The sequence below is a fragment of the Clostridium guangxiense genome (assembly GCF_021043395.1).
Taxonomy (GTDB): domain Bacteria; phylum Bacillota; class Clostridia; order Clostridiales; family Clostridiaceae; genus Clostridium_S; species Clostridium_S guangxiense.
Genome location: NZ_JAJNKE010000018.1, coordinates 56,268 through 73,377, shown reverse-complemented (window position 1 = coordinate 73,377; position 17,110 = coordinate 56,268). Strand labels below are relative to the sequence as shown.

The window sequence follows — 17,110 nt, the reverse complement described above, 5'->3', positions numbered from 1 at the left end:
TTTTGTGCAATACTTCGTCAACAAAACACGCTAATAAATAGTTATTAACCTATTTTATTTCCTCGTCTTTCCCAAAACTTTCTCATCATTACTTATATACAATGACTTGCTGTATTCCTAAGCTCATCGCTTTATATATTAAATAGAATTTCTTCTATTCAAAAGAATTGCTGGTTCATTATCTCTTCTCTGTTTAATTTTCAAAGTTCAATATACTGCCATCAGACAGCTTACTTATAATATCATGTTTAACTTGCTCTGTCAACATCTTTTTAAATGTTTTTTCACAACTCATTAATCACCATCATCTCGCGATGACATTTAATATGATATCACGTTTTTTCTGATTTACTTATTTGTTTTTACTAATTAAACTAACTTATGTGAATAATATTCCATTTTTCTCGTTTTTTCTTACTTTTTTTTATATTGATACTCTAGGAAATGTTTATGTTATAATTATTAACTGTTATAGATATAATTTAATTCATCTGTGTCCTTTTTATTGTATTTCCTACTTATATAATCCTCTATACTCTCATGAACATCAACGTAAATTCCACTTCTATCACTTACTAAATCTTTTTTAATTAAATTTTCAACTGGATGACTATTAAGTATAATAGTCCACTCATCTTCAGTTATATATTTTTTATACAAGTTATATTCTTTTTCCTCTACTCTCTCATAATACTGTCCATCATAAAACAATACTATACCTTTATCCATTACCATTATCTTTTCAACTGTAGAGGATATAGGACATTGTAATTTATCGGATATAATAATTACCATGAGTTTATTCTCATCTTTTACTAATTTAAAACATTGAATTCTATTTCCGCCTATATCATTTTGTATCCATTTTCCTTCCTTAACTGCACTTTCAATTATTTCTTCAGCCTTCATCTTTAAACACCTCGATTGACATTTTCTATCTTTTTAAATAGCTTTATTTTAAGTAAGTGTTTATTTTTATACTTCTTTAAAACATAGCCTTTCAAATATATAATATTCTCATTTTTTATATAAAATATACTTCAATAAATTAGTTGAATTTTAAAATTACTTATCTGCAATAAAAAAATCTAGAAGATACATAAACTCTTCTAGACTCTTATATATAAAACTTAAAATTTTGAATTCTTATGTTCTTGTTGTTCATCTATAGGAGCACGTGAAAATATAGGTATTCTTTTTTACGGACCGCTAATAATGCTTTATGCGCGGTGTAGCAAAACCTATAGAATACCTTTTTTCACAACCTCCTATATTAGTTTTGCAAATCCTAATATTAGAACTGCTATTCCAAGAAACAGCCTATATATAGCAAAAACTCTCATAGGTTTTTTCTTTAAGAAACCTATAAATCCTTCTACTACATATAATGCAACTATAAATGCAACTATAAATCCAACGCCTAGCCCTATGATCTGCATGCTTGATAAAATAATTTTACTTTTAATAAGCGAAACCGCAGATGCTCCTACCATAATTGGTATGGCTAAGAAAAATGAGAACTCAGCGCCAGCTACAGTAGAAACTCCAATTATCCATGCTCCAATTATAGTTGAAGCCGACCTTGACATTCCAGGCCATAACACTGCAAGACACTGAAAACATCCTATGATAAGTGCTTGTCTAAGTGTTATATCATCTACTCTCTTAACTTTTAAATTTTTTCTATATTTCTTCTCAGCATATATCATCCATACTGCACCAAATATAAGTGCCAAAGCTACAGGTGCAGGCTTAAAGAGCAATCCTTCAATTTTTTCATTAAACAATACACCAAGAATTCCAGCCGGAATACATGCAATTACAATCTTAAACCAGAAATTAAATCCTGGCATGTCATACATTCTTGAAAAATAGCTTCTACTATCACCATTGGCTTTTTCCAAACTTGGAAATATATTAGAAGGTTTAAGGGTTGATATTATCTTATCCCAATACAAAACAACAATTGCAAGTATAGCACCAAGTTGAATTATAACTGTAAACATATCTATATAACCTTTAGTATATAATTTTGCTGGATTAGCTCCCCCTTTAAATCCTATAATACTTCCAAGTATTATCATATGACCTGTTGAAGATATTGGCAGAAATTCAGTTATACCTTCAATTATACCTTCAAGTATAGTTTTAAATATAAAAATCAAATTTATGTACATTATTCATTACTCCCCCTTTACGATCATTATTTTATACATAACAAATTAATTATACTATGTAATAGTACTCATTCAATATTTTATTTAAAAATTAATAAAATAGTAACTAATTTATATTGCAGTAAACTAATCTTCCGCGCATAATATAAAATTTTGCTCATTTATATTGATAACATTATATAAATTTGTTAAGAAATATAAATTTATATTTGCAAGTATTGCCATTACTATGCTACTATACCATAGTAATATGAATTTTTTCTTTCAAATTAAAATTTATGTGAATATAAAACATTATTATCTAATATTATGGGGGATGATTACCATTCATAAATTATCACAACTTTATAAAGATGAACTTTTTACCACTATTCTAAAAAAATATTTATTTTTAACCTGTGGGTGTATTCTATTTTCTATATATGCAAGTATACTTCTAACACCTTCAAAAATAGGTACTGGTGGTATTTTAGGTATATGCTTATCTTTAAACCATCTTTTTAATTTTAAAATAGGTATTACAACAATAATACTAAACGTACCTCTTTTTTTATTTGGGTTTAGATTGCTTGGAAAAAATTTTGCAATAAAAAGTGCATTTATAGTAATCATTTCCTCAATGTTAATAGATTATATGAATTTACACTTTTCAAACTATCATTTTATACCAACTTCAGACAAACTAACTTCTGCAATATTCTGTGGAGTCGTTTCTGGAATAGGCATGTCAATGATTTTTATGGGAGGCGGTTCAACTGGAGGCCTTGATATATGTGCAAAAATGATAAAAAACAGGACTAGATCTATTCCTCTTTCAAAAATAATGCTGTATCAAGATATTATAGTATATATATTTGTTGGAATTGTTTTAGGGCCTCAATCTGTTCTTTATGCCCTTATAATGAGTTTTATACGTTCAAAAACTATAGATACTATTCAAGAAGGTTTTTCTTCTTCAAGACAATGTTTTATAATTTGCAATAAATCAGAAGAGATCACTTCATCTATAAATATTAAGTTAAATAGAGGAGTAACAAAACTTGATGCAGTTGGCGGCTACTCTCATTTAAATAAAAAAGTTTTATATGTGGTTATACAGAAGTATCAACTTTCAGCCTTAAGGCTCTTACTTAAAGAAATAGAACCAACGGCCTTCATCACAGTTTCGCCTGTTAATGATATACTTGGCAATTATAAACAAAGTACATTTTCAGTGTAAGATTATATTCTTGCACTTTTTTATTTCATATTATTTATTTCATATTAGATGTAAATATTGAAAATATGTATTATAATATTATTCATTGGAGGTGTTTAAAATTAACGTTAAAAGCTTTTTCAGTATTATTATCTCTAAAATTATTATTAAATTATCAAAAGTTCTTTTTAAGGGTGGAACTAATTTTCCTGGTAGAGTAGCCTTAAAATTAGACAAAAATATTCTCTCTACAATAACTAAAGGGTATAATATAATTTTTATTACAGGAACAAATGGTAAAACCACCACTACTAATTTAATTTACAGTATATTAAATGACGCTGGCAAAAATGTTATAACAAATAATACTGGTGCTAATTTAAAACCTGGAATAACATCCTGTTTTGTTGAACATTTCAGTTTTAAAAATAATTTAGAAAAATATGCTGTAATAGAAATAGATGAAGCAAATCTTAAATTTCTTACAGAATATGTAGAGCCTAAAATAATTGTAATAACTAATTTATTTAGAGATCAACTTGATAGATATGGTGAAGTTTATACAACTCTTTCTAAGATAATGGAAGGTGTTAAAAAAGTTCCTAATACAACCCTAGTTTTAAATGGGGATGAATCCTTACTTGGAGATTTAGATGTTCCTAACCCTAAAGTTTATTATGGTTTTGATTGTGCTATAAATTCTGACAATACAATAGGTATAAATGCCGATGCAAAGTTCTGCAAAAAGTGTAAGCATCCATATAAATATGAATTTATAACTTACAATCACCTAGGTAAATTTTATTGCGAAAACTGTGGTTACAAAAGACCAGAATTAGATTACTATATTGATAAAATTAAAGATTTGGACCCATCTGGTTCTTTAATATCCATAAATGGTAATGACTTTTATCTTAATCAACCTGGTGCTTATAATATATATAACGGTCTTTGTGCATATTCTGTCGCTAAAACGCTTAAAGTAGATAATTCAATAATATTTAACGCTTTAAAAAGTTCAAAAAGTAGTTTTGGAAGACAGGAATCTATAAACATAAACGGTAAGGATGTTAAAATAATTCTCGTAAAAAATCCCGCTGGATATGATGAGGCTATAAAAACTATAGCCCTAGATAAAAGAAAAATAGACTTAACTGTATTTTTAAATGACAACTATGCTGATGGACGTGATGTATCCTGGATTTGGGATGTAAATTTTGAAAGTTTGAAATCTTTAAATTTAGATAAAATTATGATTTCTGGTATAAGACTTTATGATATGGGGGTAAGATTAAAAACTGCTGGTCTTGACGAAAAAAGCTTTACCATGTCTCAAACCTTTGATGAATTACTTAACGAACTAAAAAACTGCAATGGCGACATAATATATGTTCTTGCAACTTATACTGCTATGATAGACTTTAGAAAATTTCTTTATTCAAAAGGCTTTATTAAAAAACTTTGGTAGAGGTGATAATATTGGAACTCAACATATGCCATCTGTATCCCGATTTATTAAATGTATATGGTGATATAGGAAACATACGAATTTTAAAATACAGAGCTGAAAAGAGAAATATAAAAGTAAATATTTTTAACGTATCCCTCAAAGATAAATTTGAAGGCAATAACTATGATATAACATTTTTTGGAGGCGGACAAGATTATGAGCAATCAATAGTTTCAGACAATCTTATTCAAACTAAAAAGTTTGCTATAAGCGAGTACATAAATAGTGGAAAAGTGTTTTTGGCAATTTGTGGAGGATACCAACTTCTAGGAAAATATTATACTACTCCTGATGGTGAAAAACTTGATGGTGTTGGAATACTTAATATACAAACTGATGGTGGCTCAACTAGATTTATAGGAAATACTGTAATAGAAAATGAAGATTTTAAGGAAATATATGTTGGTTTTGAGAATCACTCTGGCAGAACCTATATAAATGATTTAAAGCCATTTGGAAAAGTAATTGTAGGATATGGAAATAACGGTTCTGATGGTTACGAAGGCTGTATTTATAAAAACACTTACTGTACTTATTTCCATGGTTCTCTTCTTTCTAAGAATCCAGAACTTGCAGATAGGCTTATACAAACAGCACTTGAAAGAAAATATGGAAGTATAAATCTTGAACCTTTAGATGACACTCTTGAAGAAAAAGCTAAAGAATTCATAATAAAAAGAGGGAAAAAATAACTAATTTTTTTCCCTAAAAAGAATGCAAAAAAGCTAATGGTGAAGAGTTTTGACGTGCAAAGCATCGTCAAAACCTTCACTTATTTTGTTTTGCAGTATTTATCTTTATTGTGGCATATTCCTAATCCATTTTTTGCTTTTTATCTATAACCCTTGTTCTGATAAGTTCATTTTTTTCGCTCTCATTTATATCATCAAAAGTTTTAAAAGTATATCCTTTATCTTTTATATATTTTATTATCTCAGGAAGGGACTCAACTGTTGTCTTTTTATAATAGGCATCATGCATAAGTATTACTATTATATTTTGATCACTGCATTGCGTTTTTACATTATTTATTATTTTACTTTTAGGAACATAATGAGCTTCTGCATCTCCAGAGCAAATATTCCAATCTACATAATATACACCATGTTTTATGAGGTTCGTTCTTATATTGCTTAAAACATTTCTATTACAAACTAAATTATCTGAACCACCAGGTATTCTAATATAATTAAATTTTCTACTTCCAGTAAACTTTTGTATGGTTTCCATACATTTATTAAGATCAGCAAAATAATCGTTTGATGACTTATATATCTTATAATCATGTGAATAAGTGTGAGGCATTAAACACATGCCGCTATCTACAAGTGCTTTCATTGCCTTTGGATTTTCTTCCGCTTTTTGACCAACAATAAAAAAACTAGCCTTTATGTTATTTTCTTTTAAAACATTGACTATCTTTTCAGTGTTATTTACACAAGGTCCATCATCAAAAGTTAAAAATGCAACCTTTTGCTTACACCTATTAACATTATTTTGTGGTTCTACCAAAACTTCAGCATATACGTTGTAACACATAATATTCAAAACAATTAATATAACGCATATAAAGCCACTAACTTTTCCTTTATTCAATAAATACACCCTCTTTAGTAGTATTTAATTAACTATTTGTATCTTATGCTTTTTTACAAAAAAAATAGAAGGTAATTAAAACTACCTTCTACATAAACTGTATATAAGCTCAATTCATATGCTATTTATATTTATATTACCATTCGATGCATCAACACATATATTCATCCCATCATAAAATTCTCCACTTATTATCTTTTTTGCTATTTCAGTTTCAATAGTATTTTCTATATATCTTTTTAACGGCCTTGCTCCATACAAAGGATCATATGCTTCCTGTTCCATAAGTTCTTTTGCCTTTTCTGTTACTGTTAAACTCATATTTTTCTCTTTTAATCTTTTTAAAATATCAACAAGAAAAATATCTATAATTTTTCCTATTTCATTATTAGTAAGTGGCTTAAACATAATTATATCATCAAGTCTATTTAAGAATTCTGGTTTAAATCTTAACTTAAGCTCATTCATTACTTTATCTTTTATTTCTCTATCTACAAATGAACTATTTTTATTTAAAAGAAGATTGCTACTTCCTATATTAGATGTCATTATAATTATACAATTTTTAAAGTCAATAGTTTTTCCCTTGTTATCTGTAAGTCTTCCATCATCAAGGATTTGTAAAAATATATTAAAAACATCATCATGGGCTTTTTCTATTTCATCAAATAAAACTACACTATATGGCTTTCTTCTAACAGCTTCAGTAAGCTGGCCACCTTCTTCATAACCTACATACCCTGGAGGCGCTCCTATAAGCCTTGATACAGAGTATTTCTCCATGTATTCAGACATATCTATTCTTATTATATTTTCTTCACTATCAAAAAGAGTTCTCGCAAGTGTTTTAGCAAGTTCAGTTTTTCCAACACCTGTAGGTCCAAGAAATATGAATGATCCAATCGGTCTTTTTATATCCTTTAAACCTGCTCTAGCTCTTATTACTGCATTTGATACCGCTGTAACAGCTTCATCCTGTCCTATTACCCTCTTTTTAAGTTCACTTTCTAATCTTACAAGCTTTTTCCTTTCTCCTTCTACAAGCCTTGAAACTGGAATTCCTGTCCACTTTGATACTATTTCAGAAATTTCGTTTTCAGTTACTTCTTCTTTAAGCATAGCATTTTCATTTTTATCTTTTATAATACTTTCTTTTTCTTCTACCAGCTTCTGAAGCTTAGGAAGTTCACCATACTTAAGTTCAGCTGCTCTATTAAGGTCATAATCTCTTTCAGCCTTTTCAATTTGCCCTTTTACATCATCGAGTTTTGTCTTAAGTTCTTTTACTTCCTCAATTTGGCTTTTTTCCTTTTCGTATTTTGCAGTCATTGCTTTATCCTTTTCCTTAAAATCACTAAGATCTTTTTCTAGAATCTTAAGCCTTTCCTTAGAAGCTATATCATTTTCTTTAGTAAGTGCTTCCTTTTCTATTTCCATCTGAAATATCTTCCGCTTAAGCATATCAAGTTCAGTAGGCATACTATCTATTTCCATCCTTATCATTGAACCTGCTTCATCAATAAGATCTATAGCTTTATCTGGCAAAAATCTTTCCGTTATATATCTATCTGAGAGTTTTGCAGCTGCAATTATTGCACTGTCATGTATTCTAACACCATGGTGAATTTCAAATCTCTCCTTAAGCCCTCTTAATATGGATATTGCATCTTCCACCGTAGGTTCATCAACTATTACTGTTTGAAATCTTCTTTCAAGTGCCTTATCTTTTTCTATATATTTTCTATATTCATCAAAAGTAGTGGCACCTATACAGTGAAGTTCACCTCTTGCAAGCATAGGTTTTATAAGATTTCCTGCATCCATAGCCCCTTCTGTCTTTCCTGCACCAACTATTGTATGAATTTCATCTATAAAGAGTATTATTTTTCCTTCACTTTTTTGAACTTCTTTAAGAACAGCCTTTAATCTTTCTTCAAACTCTCCCCTGTATTTTGCTCCTGCTATTAATGAACCCATGTCGAGAGAAAACACAATTTTATTTTTAAGGCCTTCCGGCACATCTCCTCTTACAATTCTTTCAGCAAGACCTTCTACAATTGCAGTTTTACCAACACCAGGTTCACCTATTAGAACTGGATTATTTTTTGTTCTTCTCGATATAATCCTTATTACCCTTCTTATTTCTTCATCTCTACCTATAACAGGATCAAGTTTATGCTTTTTAGCTTCTTCAACGAGATTTCTTCCATATTTCTTAAGTGCATCATAAGTAACCTCAGGTTCTTTTGAATCTACTCTTTGATTTCCCCTCACACTTGCAAGTGCACTTAAAAATTCTTTTTTTTCTATATTATTTCTCTTTAATACTTTTCCTACCACTGAATCATCAGTTTCCATAAGCGCAAGTATAATATGCTCTGTACTTACATAAGAATCTTTAAAGTCATCTGCTATCTTTTCTGCACTTACAAAAACCTCTTCAAACTTCCTAGTTACATATAAAGAAGAATTTCTAGCCCCTTCTCCAAGTATCTTTGGCATTTTATTAAGTTCTCTTTCAGTATCATCTTTAACTGCTTTTGAATTAATACCCATCTTCTCAAATATATTTGGTATAAGTCCATCATCTTGAGATATGATAGCCATAAAAAGGTGGATTGTATCTATTTGTTGGTGATTAAATTTTATAGCAATTACCTGTGCCTCATTTATAGCCTCTTGAACTTTAACTGTTAATTTCTCAACATTCATACTTCCACTCTCCTTATAAATTTATCTACTAAAACTTTTAACCTTATACAAATTTCTTAGTTCTCTAAAAAAAACAACTTTGAAATATATAAGGTAGTTTTCATAATAATAATTTTTTAGTTATATTTTTTTACTTAACTTAATTGCAAGATTAAAGTATTTAATTGATTCTTTTATATTATTAATGTCTGCATACAGTTTTCCCATTTCTAAATATCTATTATACAGTCTCTCGTTATTATTTAACTTAAGCAAAAAATCTAATGAAAGGCTCATACACATCTCAAAGGAAATCTTATTTCCAATCTTATCAAATATCTTAGCTTTTAAATAATATGCATTTTCTATTATTAAATAGTTATTTATATCAATAGAATAATTTAAAATTTCATCACATAAACTTTCATACTTTGTTACATCTTTTGAATTTATTAAGTTATTTATAAGATCAGTAATAAAATAAGAATATTTTATATTTCCGTTATTAGGAAATAACCTCATTGCATTAGTTATAAGCTCTTTAGCCTCATCGATCTTATCTTCTTTAAGCAATTTTATGCCATGGTTGTACATAAATTGAGCTTTAACTTTAGAATTAATTTCAAAATATTTTTCTCCATCTCTTTTAAATTTGAAGAAATTTATATCATCCATTTTTACAGATAAAAATAAATTAATATTATATATTTTCGCCCTTTCTAAATCACTTTTTGCTTCATCAACATAATCAATAAGTTTTTTTGCAATTTTATAAGCTTTATTATAACTACCAAGCATTATATACGCTTGAGCTTCATAATAAATTGATTTTATTTTTATATCATTTTCTTTAATTTTATTTTGTTCTATATAATTATTTATTATTCTATAATAATTAGCAGACTGTGAATACTCTTCACTACAAAATAAATATCTTCCCATATCCATATAATATATAAGTTTAGCATTATTCGCTTTAGTTTTCCTGCATATGTCATAATACTCCGATGATAATTCTCTAGTTGAATCTATTTTATTATTATCAAGATAATAGTTAAACAAAATATGTAAGAATTCAAAAGCTATATCATGATATTTGTATTGATTAGCATAATACATATTGTATTTTAAATATTCTTCTTTTTTAGCTTTTTCAATGTCTCCAAACTTTTTTAAGTTATCCATAAACTGCTTTTTAGTGTCATATTTAAGATAATCAATACTTACGTCAAGTTTCTTTGATAAAAATTCAAGTATATAATCATCTGGATCTATTTTACCATTCTCTATACAACTCATTTTAGATACAGATATTTTTTCATTACATATATCTTTTAAAGTCAACCTTTTGTATATTCTTGCCCTCTTTATTTTTTCTCCAACAGACAATATTTCCATGTAACTTCACTCACCTATCTAATTATAAGTCTTTTAATATGCCTATTTTAATTAATTTTTCCATACCTTTATTTAAGTATTTAGCAGCTTCTACATCATTACAATTATCTATATAGTGTTTTCCCATAATCAAAGAAATTTCAGCTGCCTCTTTATCTAGTTCCATATTTTCCGCATAATTTAACGCGATAGATAGTATATTTTCGGCTTCACTATAATTTTTATTCATAAGATTAACCCTATATATGAGCATGTAATATTTAAGCATATCTGATGGATTACTACTATCTACAGCTTCTCCTATTTCATCAAGGACTTTTTGTGAATTCTGCGTATCTTTAAGTTTTATATAATTCTCACAAATATTGCTCAAAGTCTCTATTAAAGCATGTCCTTTAATTTTACTTCTAATTTCTTTAGCCCTTTTAAGGTGTTCAAAAGACTCTTCCATATTTTCAAATTCGGCAAATAATTTTCCCAAATTATTTTCAATCTCTCCTATAAATATATTTTGATCATTTTCTTTAAATACTTTCAAAGATTTTTTTGAATACATTATTGCATTATCAAGATCACCTTTTTCAGAATATTGTTTAGATAAAAGAATTAAAGTTTTAGCATATTCTTTTTTATTTTCAAGTTGATTGAATTTTTCTTTTGCAAGCATACAATAATTAATAGATTTATCTATATAATCCATTCTAAAATATATCATAGCCATAGAATAATAAATTTCCCCTATTAAAAAATCATTACTTATATTATTGCTATTAAATACTTGTTCTGCCTGCTCAAAATAACTACAAGAAGAATTGTATGCTTTCAAGCAAAGGGCAATTTTCCCAAGTTTTATAAATGTATTCACAATTTGTTCATGACAGTTTAACTTTATAAATATAACATTTGATGAAAGGAAATATTGTTGTGCCAATCCTAATTCTTTTTTATTCATATTAATGCAACCATGCAAATACAAAATTTCAGCTTTTCTATACTCAATTTTATAGTTTTCTGCATAATACATAGCCTTTTCAAGATATCCTTCAGCTTTCTCATATTCATCATTCAGTATATAAGCCTCTGCAGTATTTTCATAGTAAGTGCAAATTTTTTCTGCCTGTGTCTCCTCTGTTTCCATCAAGTATTCTACTGAAGTACTAAGAGTACTTGCAAGATATTCAAGTAAATCCATACTTGGATTTGATTTACCAGATTCTACAAGGCTTATTTGACCTGGTGTTATTCTATCACCTGCTAAATCCTTAAGAGTCATGCCGAGTTGTTTTCTTCTAGTCTTTATTTTTTCTCCTAATGATAATATCTCCATAATATATCTTCCTTTGCAATATATATTTAAAAGTTATCCAAACATTTTACATTTAAGTCCAACTTATTTATATAAAGTTTATTTTTTTCTACTTTTACTCAATTATAGCATATTTTTTTTAATAAGAATTAAAAATTAATTATTATTTTAATAAAATTCAAGATAATATTTAGCTATCTTGAATTTTATTTACATATTAAAATAACTATATTAAATTATTATATTAAATACTTAAATTCTACTTACTTGCTCCAACTTCTCATAGAGCCCATTAAGTCCTCTGCTGTATTTCTTATCATTCTACCTGATCTACCAAATTTCCTTCTCGTATTCCAACTTAATTGTGGCATTATTAGCATTCCTGCCACTGCTCCAATTACTGCCCCTGCTGTAATACCTCTTAAAAATCTCATAACAACACACTCCTTATATATAAATTTTAATCTAATTATATAATGTGCATTTTTTTTTTTATTAAACATTATTTTTTATTACTTTTACGTTTCATAGAAGCTATATATTTTAAGATCTTAACAGTATTGCTTGTCCCAATATTATTAAATATAAATTTAGTTCCATCTTTAATTTTACAAATTATATCCTCGCTTCCCTGCCAATTTTCAATTATAACCTTTTCTGGAACTTCATTTACAATTCTATCTAAAGCAAAAAATGTTAAACTAATATCATCTATTTGCCCTATAACAGGTATAACATCAGCTATTATTTCAATAGGTGATGCCAAATATGCAATTGTGCCCCCTATTATTATCTTCGTTTTAATTTCAACTCTATTATCCTTCATCAACCGTCCAAGAAGAACTATTAAATCTGGTAAAATCATAAAATATTCAACAAATTTTTCGTATTTCTTAGGAACTTTATCACATATATTTTTTCTTAACTTTGTATATCCATCAACTATTTTTTTTATTTTATCATCACTATTTTCCTTGCATATATTTTCAACCTTTTTTTCCTTAACGTATATTATATTTTCAGCTTCTATCTCTAAATATCCACTATAAGCTTTTATGTAATTAATTTTAAAATACACAAATGGTATTATTTTAGATAAGATGTCAATATCTATATATATATTATCCCTTTTAAAATCAATCCCTATATCTTTTAAGCTTTTAAGCACTTTATTGATAAAATAAGTCAATATATCAACACTCAGACCAAGTTTAGAAACCTGTATTTTTAATATTTTAGCCATAATAGTATTGTTTCTTACTGAGCCAAACCCAAATTCAACCCTAAATGGAACTTTTATACCCTTAGTATACGTACCATGCACAATTAAAATATCTTTAATATATATCTTTTGTATATTCAATCCTTTAACATCAACATATTCATCAATTATTTCTAAAATATCATTTTCACTTATCTTTGCTATGATGCTTGATACCTTCATAACTTCCCCCCTAATAAAAATTTCGATTACCCTAATAAAAGTATAAGTTTATAAGGCAAATTAGTAAAGTGCATATTACAACGATTTTTTAACTACATTTTCCAATAGACATATACCTCTATGTGAGTATATAATGTATTATGTAAACCAAACTTGTACGGAGGTGTATTTATGAAGTTTTTTAAAAACAAATATATATTAATACCTTTATTTGTTTCTATAATTTCTATTTTTCTTATGGTAATATCTAATGTTTATTATAAAGATAATAATTATGTAAACTATTACAAATTTCAAAATGATATGATAAGTAAAAAAGTTTCAAAAGTTTATTTAACAAATTCGCCAAATATAACCGTTAAACTAAAAAATGGAACAAGCTACATCACCGATAATCCAAGAAATGCTGCATTTAAGGAAGTCTTATTAAATTCAGGAATTGAAGTTTCAGAGCAAGCACCTATATCCGCTGTTGATATTATACCAACTACTGCTTTAGTTCTATCAGTATTAACACTTATAGCTATTGTTTTGAAATCCTCTAAGTTAACCTCAAAAAAAATATTTGCAGTAGATGCTCTTGATACTGATGAAGTAAAAAACGTTGATGTTAATTTTGAAAGTGTAGCTGGTAATGAAGAAGCAAAGGAAAATGTGAAGGATGTTATTGATTTTTTAAAAAATCCTGAAAAATACTATTCATACGGTGCAAGAATGCCAAAGGGAATAATATTATATGGTGAACCTGGAACTGGTAAAACACTTCTTGCAAAAGCCGTAGCCGGCGAAGCTAATGTACCTTTCTACGCTATGTCCGGTTCAGATTTCGTACAGATTTATGTTGGTGTTGGAGCTAGTAGAATAAGACAATTATTTAAAAAAGCAAGACTTCATGGACGTGCTGTTATTTTTATAGATGAAATAGATGCGATAGGTAAAAAAAGAGATGGTGGAAAATCTGGTGGTTCAGAAGAAAGAGATCAAACTTTAAATGCTCTTTTAACGGAAATGTCAGGTTTTAATGAAAAACAAGGTATTGTTGTTATTGCAGCAACAAATAGACTTGATATACTTGATTCAGCTCTTTTAAGACCTGGAAGATTTGATAGACATATAGAAGTATCTCTTCCAGATATATCGGCTAGAAAGAAAATATTGAGGCTTCATATGAAAAATAAGCCTGTAAATAATATAAATTTAGATGATCTTGCAAAAAAAACAGCCTATTTTTCAGGAGCAAAACTTGAAAACCTAGTAAACGAAGCTGCTATTCTTGCTTGTAAAGAAAATAGTGATTATATTGAAAATATTCACTTTGAAAAAGCTTTTTCAATAGTTATAGCTGGTCATGAAAAAATTAGCAGAGATTATATAAGTGATACTGATAGAAAAATAACAGCCTATCACGAGGTTGGACATTCTATTGTCTCTTTAAAGCTTCTTCCACAAGAAAAAATATCAAAGGTAACTATAATACCAAGTACTAAAGGGGCCGGTGGATATACTTTAAGTATTCCTGAAGATAAAATGTACCAAAATAAGGATTATATAATAAAAAGAATTATGGTTTTGCTGGGTGGACGTGCTGCCGAAGAGATTATATTTGGAAATAATAATATAACCACAGGTGCCTATAACGATTTAAAACAAAGCACAAATATGATTACAAATATGATTACAAAATATGGTATGGGAACAAGTTTAGGTCTTTTAAATATTGATGAGTTATACGAAATTAACTATTCTGTTTCAAACTCAGTTATTGAGGAATGTAAAACAACAGTGGAAAATTTATATGATAAAACAAAAAAACTGCTGCTTGAAAATAAAGACTTACTCGAGAACTTTACAAACGCACTGCTTGAAAATGAAACCATGTACGAAAATGATATACAAAAATTATTATAAAACCCTTAATTAAGTGAAAGACTTTAACGTGCAAAGCATCGTTAAAGTCTTTCACTTTTATTTCTTTTTAAGCCTAAAATAGCTGAGATAATAATTCCACTTATAAGTCCACCCATGTGAGCAAAATTATCTATATTAGTCATGCTCATTCCTATAAAAATATTTAATACTATTACACCCATTATATTTACAAAAAGTTCTTTTCCAATTTTGTTTTTAAATCTAAAGGAGAATACCAAAACAGCTCCAAGTACCCCAAAAATAGCACCAGATGCACCAATAGATATAGCATCACTAAATAAGAAACTCACATATGAAGAAATTATTCCTGATAAAAAATATATAAAAGTATATTTAATTCTACCATAAATCTTTTCAACCATATATCCAACACAATATAATGAATACATATTTGATGCTATATGTATCAAACTTCCATGAAGAAACATGCAGGTTATAAGCCTATAATATTGACCAGACATAATTAGCTCATTATTCTTTGCTCCAAGTGTGTTTAAAACATTAACATCCATTGTAAATGGGTTTCGTGAAAGTATAGAGGAAACAACGTACATAGCTAAATTTACCAAAATAATACTCCATGTAACCCAATACTTTCCTTGCTCATTTGTATCTTTTATCTCATCCATGAATTGCTGCAGTAGCGTACTTGTATTTGAGATAATATCATTAGAATAGACAACTTTTCTGATGCTTTTATCTAATAAAATAATATTTCCTTCAGTATATTGCTGCATATCCTGTATTTTTCCACGTATAAAAATAACTCTTATTACAAATTCATTTCCAATATCCTTTAAACTTCCATATTCACAAGACAAATCTGTCATTCTATCAAAATTGTCAATATCAGAAAAAATTATATAGTATCTTGAACCATTATTTTCAAATGATACAGCCCAAAAACTTGCACCGTATGCATTATTCTTAAATTCTACCAAAAGACCACCACAGCTGCTGCACAATCTTTCAATCAAATACTTTTGAAACTTATCCATTTATTCTCCTTAAAAAATCTAGATATAATCTTCTTTTTTATCCTTAATGACACTAAATACCCTCTTCATTTCATCATTTATTAATGCACATAAAAGATTTATTTTTCTTCTCATAGCCTCATGGTCATCTATATAATCAAACTCTACACGCCATGTAGGATTATATTCTTCATCTACAGAATTAATAACAAACCCTTTAGAAGAAAAAACACTTTCATCTATAAGATTATAAATTGCACTGTATTCCCAATCCTCAACATCAACCTTAGTATCAAAAAAAGCAACTACTTTTTCTCCATTGTAATAGAGCTTTTTTATGTGTTCAGCTCCCTCACTTACAACATAACTTCCTAATTCTCTTATAAAAACTTTGCCTTCCCTATCTTTTTCCATTAAAACTAAAGATGAAAAATCCAAATAAAAAACCGTCCTTTCCAATATATTACTATTGCAAATCAGCCTTATAAATTATATAATTATTTTGTAAATTTTTCCATAAGGTCGTGTTAAAATGCATAAAGCTAAATTTAAGTATATTTTAATTGCAATAGTTTTACTATTATTAATATTATATATACATCACACAATATTAATACACAAGTGTAGTGACATAACATATGCATCTGAGTACTATACAACAACTGGAATTTTTAATAAGAATAAACTATATAAAATAGATTCTTATTATTTAAAATTTTCTGATGGACATGAATCGACTCTTGTAATTACAGGAATAAAAAAAAGTCCACCACATAGAGTTGTTAGCTATGAATTGACACTCATTAAAAACAAGTCAGGTACATGGAAAATGAAAAGTATAAAAGAAATTCCATATCAAGATACTGATTTTAATACACAATAAA

The 17,110-nt window shown here is 27.9% G+C and carries 15 protein-coding genes; 5 read left to right on the top strand and 10 right to left on the bottom strand.

Features of this window, described 5'->3' with window-relative positions:
- Positions 1-462 precede the first annotated feature (462 nt).
- Positions 463-909: a hypothetical protein gene (locus tag LQK79_RS11835; protein WP_053242721.1), complete on the bottom strand. Its 447-nt coding sequence runs from the start codon at positions 907-909 to the stop codon at positions 463-465.
- Between the two features lie 359 nt (positions 910-1,268).
- Positions 1,269-2,177, bottom strand: coding sequence for an undecaprenyl-diphosphate phosphatase (locus LQK79_RS11830; RefSeq protein WP_053242722.1), 909 nt, complete (start codon positions 2,175-2,177; stop codon positions 1,269-1,271).
- Between the two features lie 229 nt (positions 2,178-2,406).
- On the opposite strand from LQK79_RS11830, the gene LQK79_RS11825 reads away from it, so the two are divergent.
- The 3 genes from LQK79_RS11825 to LQK79_RS11815 all read left to right on the top strand — a co-directional run bounded on the left by LQK79_RS11825 (position 2,407) and on the right by LQK79_RS11815 (position 5,577).
- The gene (locus LQK79_RS11825; protein ID WP_331000673.1) at positions 2,407-3,396 is read left to right on the top strand and encodes a YitT family protein; all 990 of its coding nucleotides are present in this window, start codon (positions 2,407-2,409) and stop codon (positions 3,394-3,396) included.
- 91 nt (positions 3,397-3,487) lie between these two features.
- Positions 3,488-4,843 carry a Mur ligase family protein gene (locus LQK79_RS11820; RefSeq protein ID WP_231016693.1) on the top strand — a complete coding sequence of 452 codons (1,356 nt, stop codon included), beginning with the start codon at positions 3,488-3,490 and terminating at the stop codon, positions 4,841-4,843.
- 11 nt (positions 4,844-4,854) lie between these two features.
- On the top strand, positions 4,855-5,577 hold the full coding sequence (locus tag LQK79_RS11815; RefSeq protein WP_231016692.1) for a type 1 glutamine amidotransferase: 723 nt from the start codon (positions 4,855-4,857) through the stop codon (positions 5,575-5,577).
- 121 nt (positions 5,578-5,698) lie between these two features.
- Here LQK79_RS11815 and LQK79_RS11810 read toward each other — a convergent pair whose 3' ends face one another.
- The 6 genes from LQK79_RS11810 to LQK79_RS11785 form a co-directional block, all read right to left on the bottom strand.
- Complete coding sequence (locus LQK79_RS11810) at positions 5,699-6,490, bottom strand: polysaccharide deacetylase family protein (RefSeq protein ID WP_407928531.1); 792 nt, start codon at positions 6,488-6,490, stop codon at positions 5,699-5,701.
- Positions 6,491-6,595: 105 nt separating this feature from the next.
- Positions 6,596-9,193, bottom strand: coding sequence for an ATP-dependent chaperone ClpB (clpB, locus tag LQK79_RS11805; RefSeq protein WP_231016690.1), 2,598 nt, complete (start codon positions 9,191-9,193; stop codon positions 6,596-6,598).
- 120 nt (positions 9,194-9,313) lie between these two features.
- Positions 9,314-10,570 (bottom strand): helix-turn-helix domain-containing protein, encoded by a 1,257-nt coding sequence (locus LQK79_RS11800; RefSeq protein WP_053242724.1) that lies wholly within the window; start codon positions 10,568-10,570, stop codon positions 9,314-9,316.
- Between the two features lie 22 nt (positions 10,571-10,592).
- A complete protein-coding gene (locus tag LQK79_RS11795) occupies positions 10,593-11,897 on the bottom strand; it encodes a helix-turn-helix domain-containing protein (protein ID WP_053242725.1) in 1,305 nt (434 codons plus the stop codon).
- Between the two features lie 242 nt (positions 11,898-12,139).
- Positions 12,140-12,310 carry a YtxH domain-containing protein gene (locus tag LQK79_RS11790; RefSeq protein WP_157055774.1) on the bottom strand — a complete coding sequence of 57 codons (171 nt, stop codon included), beginning with the start codon at positions 12,308-12,310 and terminating at the stop codon, positions 12,140-12,142.
- A 68-nt stretch (positions 12,311-12,378) separates the two neighbouring features.
- Positions 12,379-13,320 carry a YkvA family protein gene (locus tag LQK79_RS11785; protein WP_231016689.1) on the bottom strand — a complete coding sequence of 314 codons (942 nt, stop codon included), beginning with the start codon at positions 13,318-13,320 and terminating at the stop codon, positions 12,379-12,381.
- Positions 13,321-13,491: 171 nt separating this feature from the next.
- Here LQK79_RS11785 and LQK79_RS11780 point away from each other — a divergent pair, with 171 nt between their 5' ends.
- Positions 13,492-15,228: an ATP-dependent metallopeptidase FtsH/Yme1/Tma family protein gene (locus LQK79_RS11780; RefSeq protein WP_231016688.1), complete on the top strand. Its 1,737-nt coding sequence runs from the start codon at positions 13,492-13,494 to the stop codon at positions 15,226-15,228.
- Positions 15,229-15,269: 41 nt separating this feature from the next.
- On the opposite strand, the gene LQK79_RS11775 is transcribed toward LQK79_RS11780, so the two are convergent.
- Both LQK79_RS11775 and LQK79_RS11770 read right to left on the bottom strand, forming a co-directional pair.
- Positions 15,270-16,247, bottom strand: coding sequence for a rhomboid family intramembrane serine protease (locus tag LQK79_RS11775; RefSeq protein ID WP_231016687.1), 978 nt, complete (start codon positions 16,245-16,247; stop codon positions 15,270-15,272).
- An 18-nt stretch (positions 16,248-16,265) separates the two neighbouring features.
- A complete protein-coding gene (locus LQK79_RS11770; RefSeq protein ID WP_053242727.1) occupies positions 16,266-16,664 on the bottom strand; it encodes a DUF6762 family protein in 399 nt (132 codons plus the stop codon).
- A 94-nt stretch (positions 16,665-16,758) separates the two neighbouring features.
- On the opposite strand from LQK79_RS11770, the gene LQK79_RS11765 reads away from it, so the two are divergent.
- On the top strand, positions 16,759-17,109 hold the full coding sequence (locus tag LQK79_RS11765; protein ID WP_053242728.1) for a hypothetical protein: 351 nt from the start codon (positions 16,759-16,761) through the stop codon (positions 17,107-17,109).
- The last annotated feature ends 1 nt before the right edge of the window (position 17,110 follow it).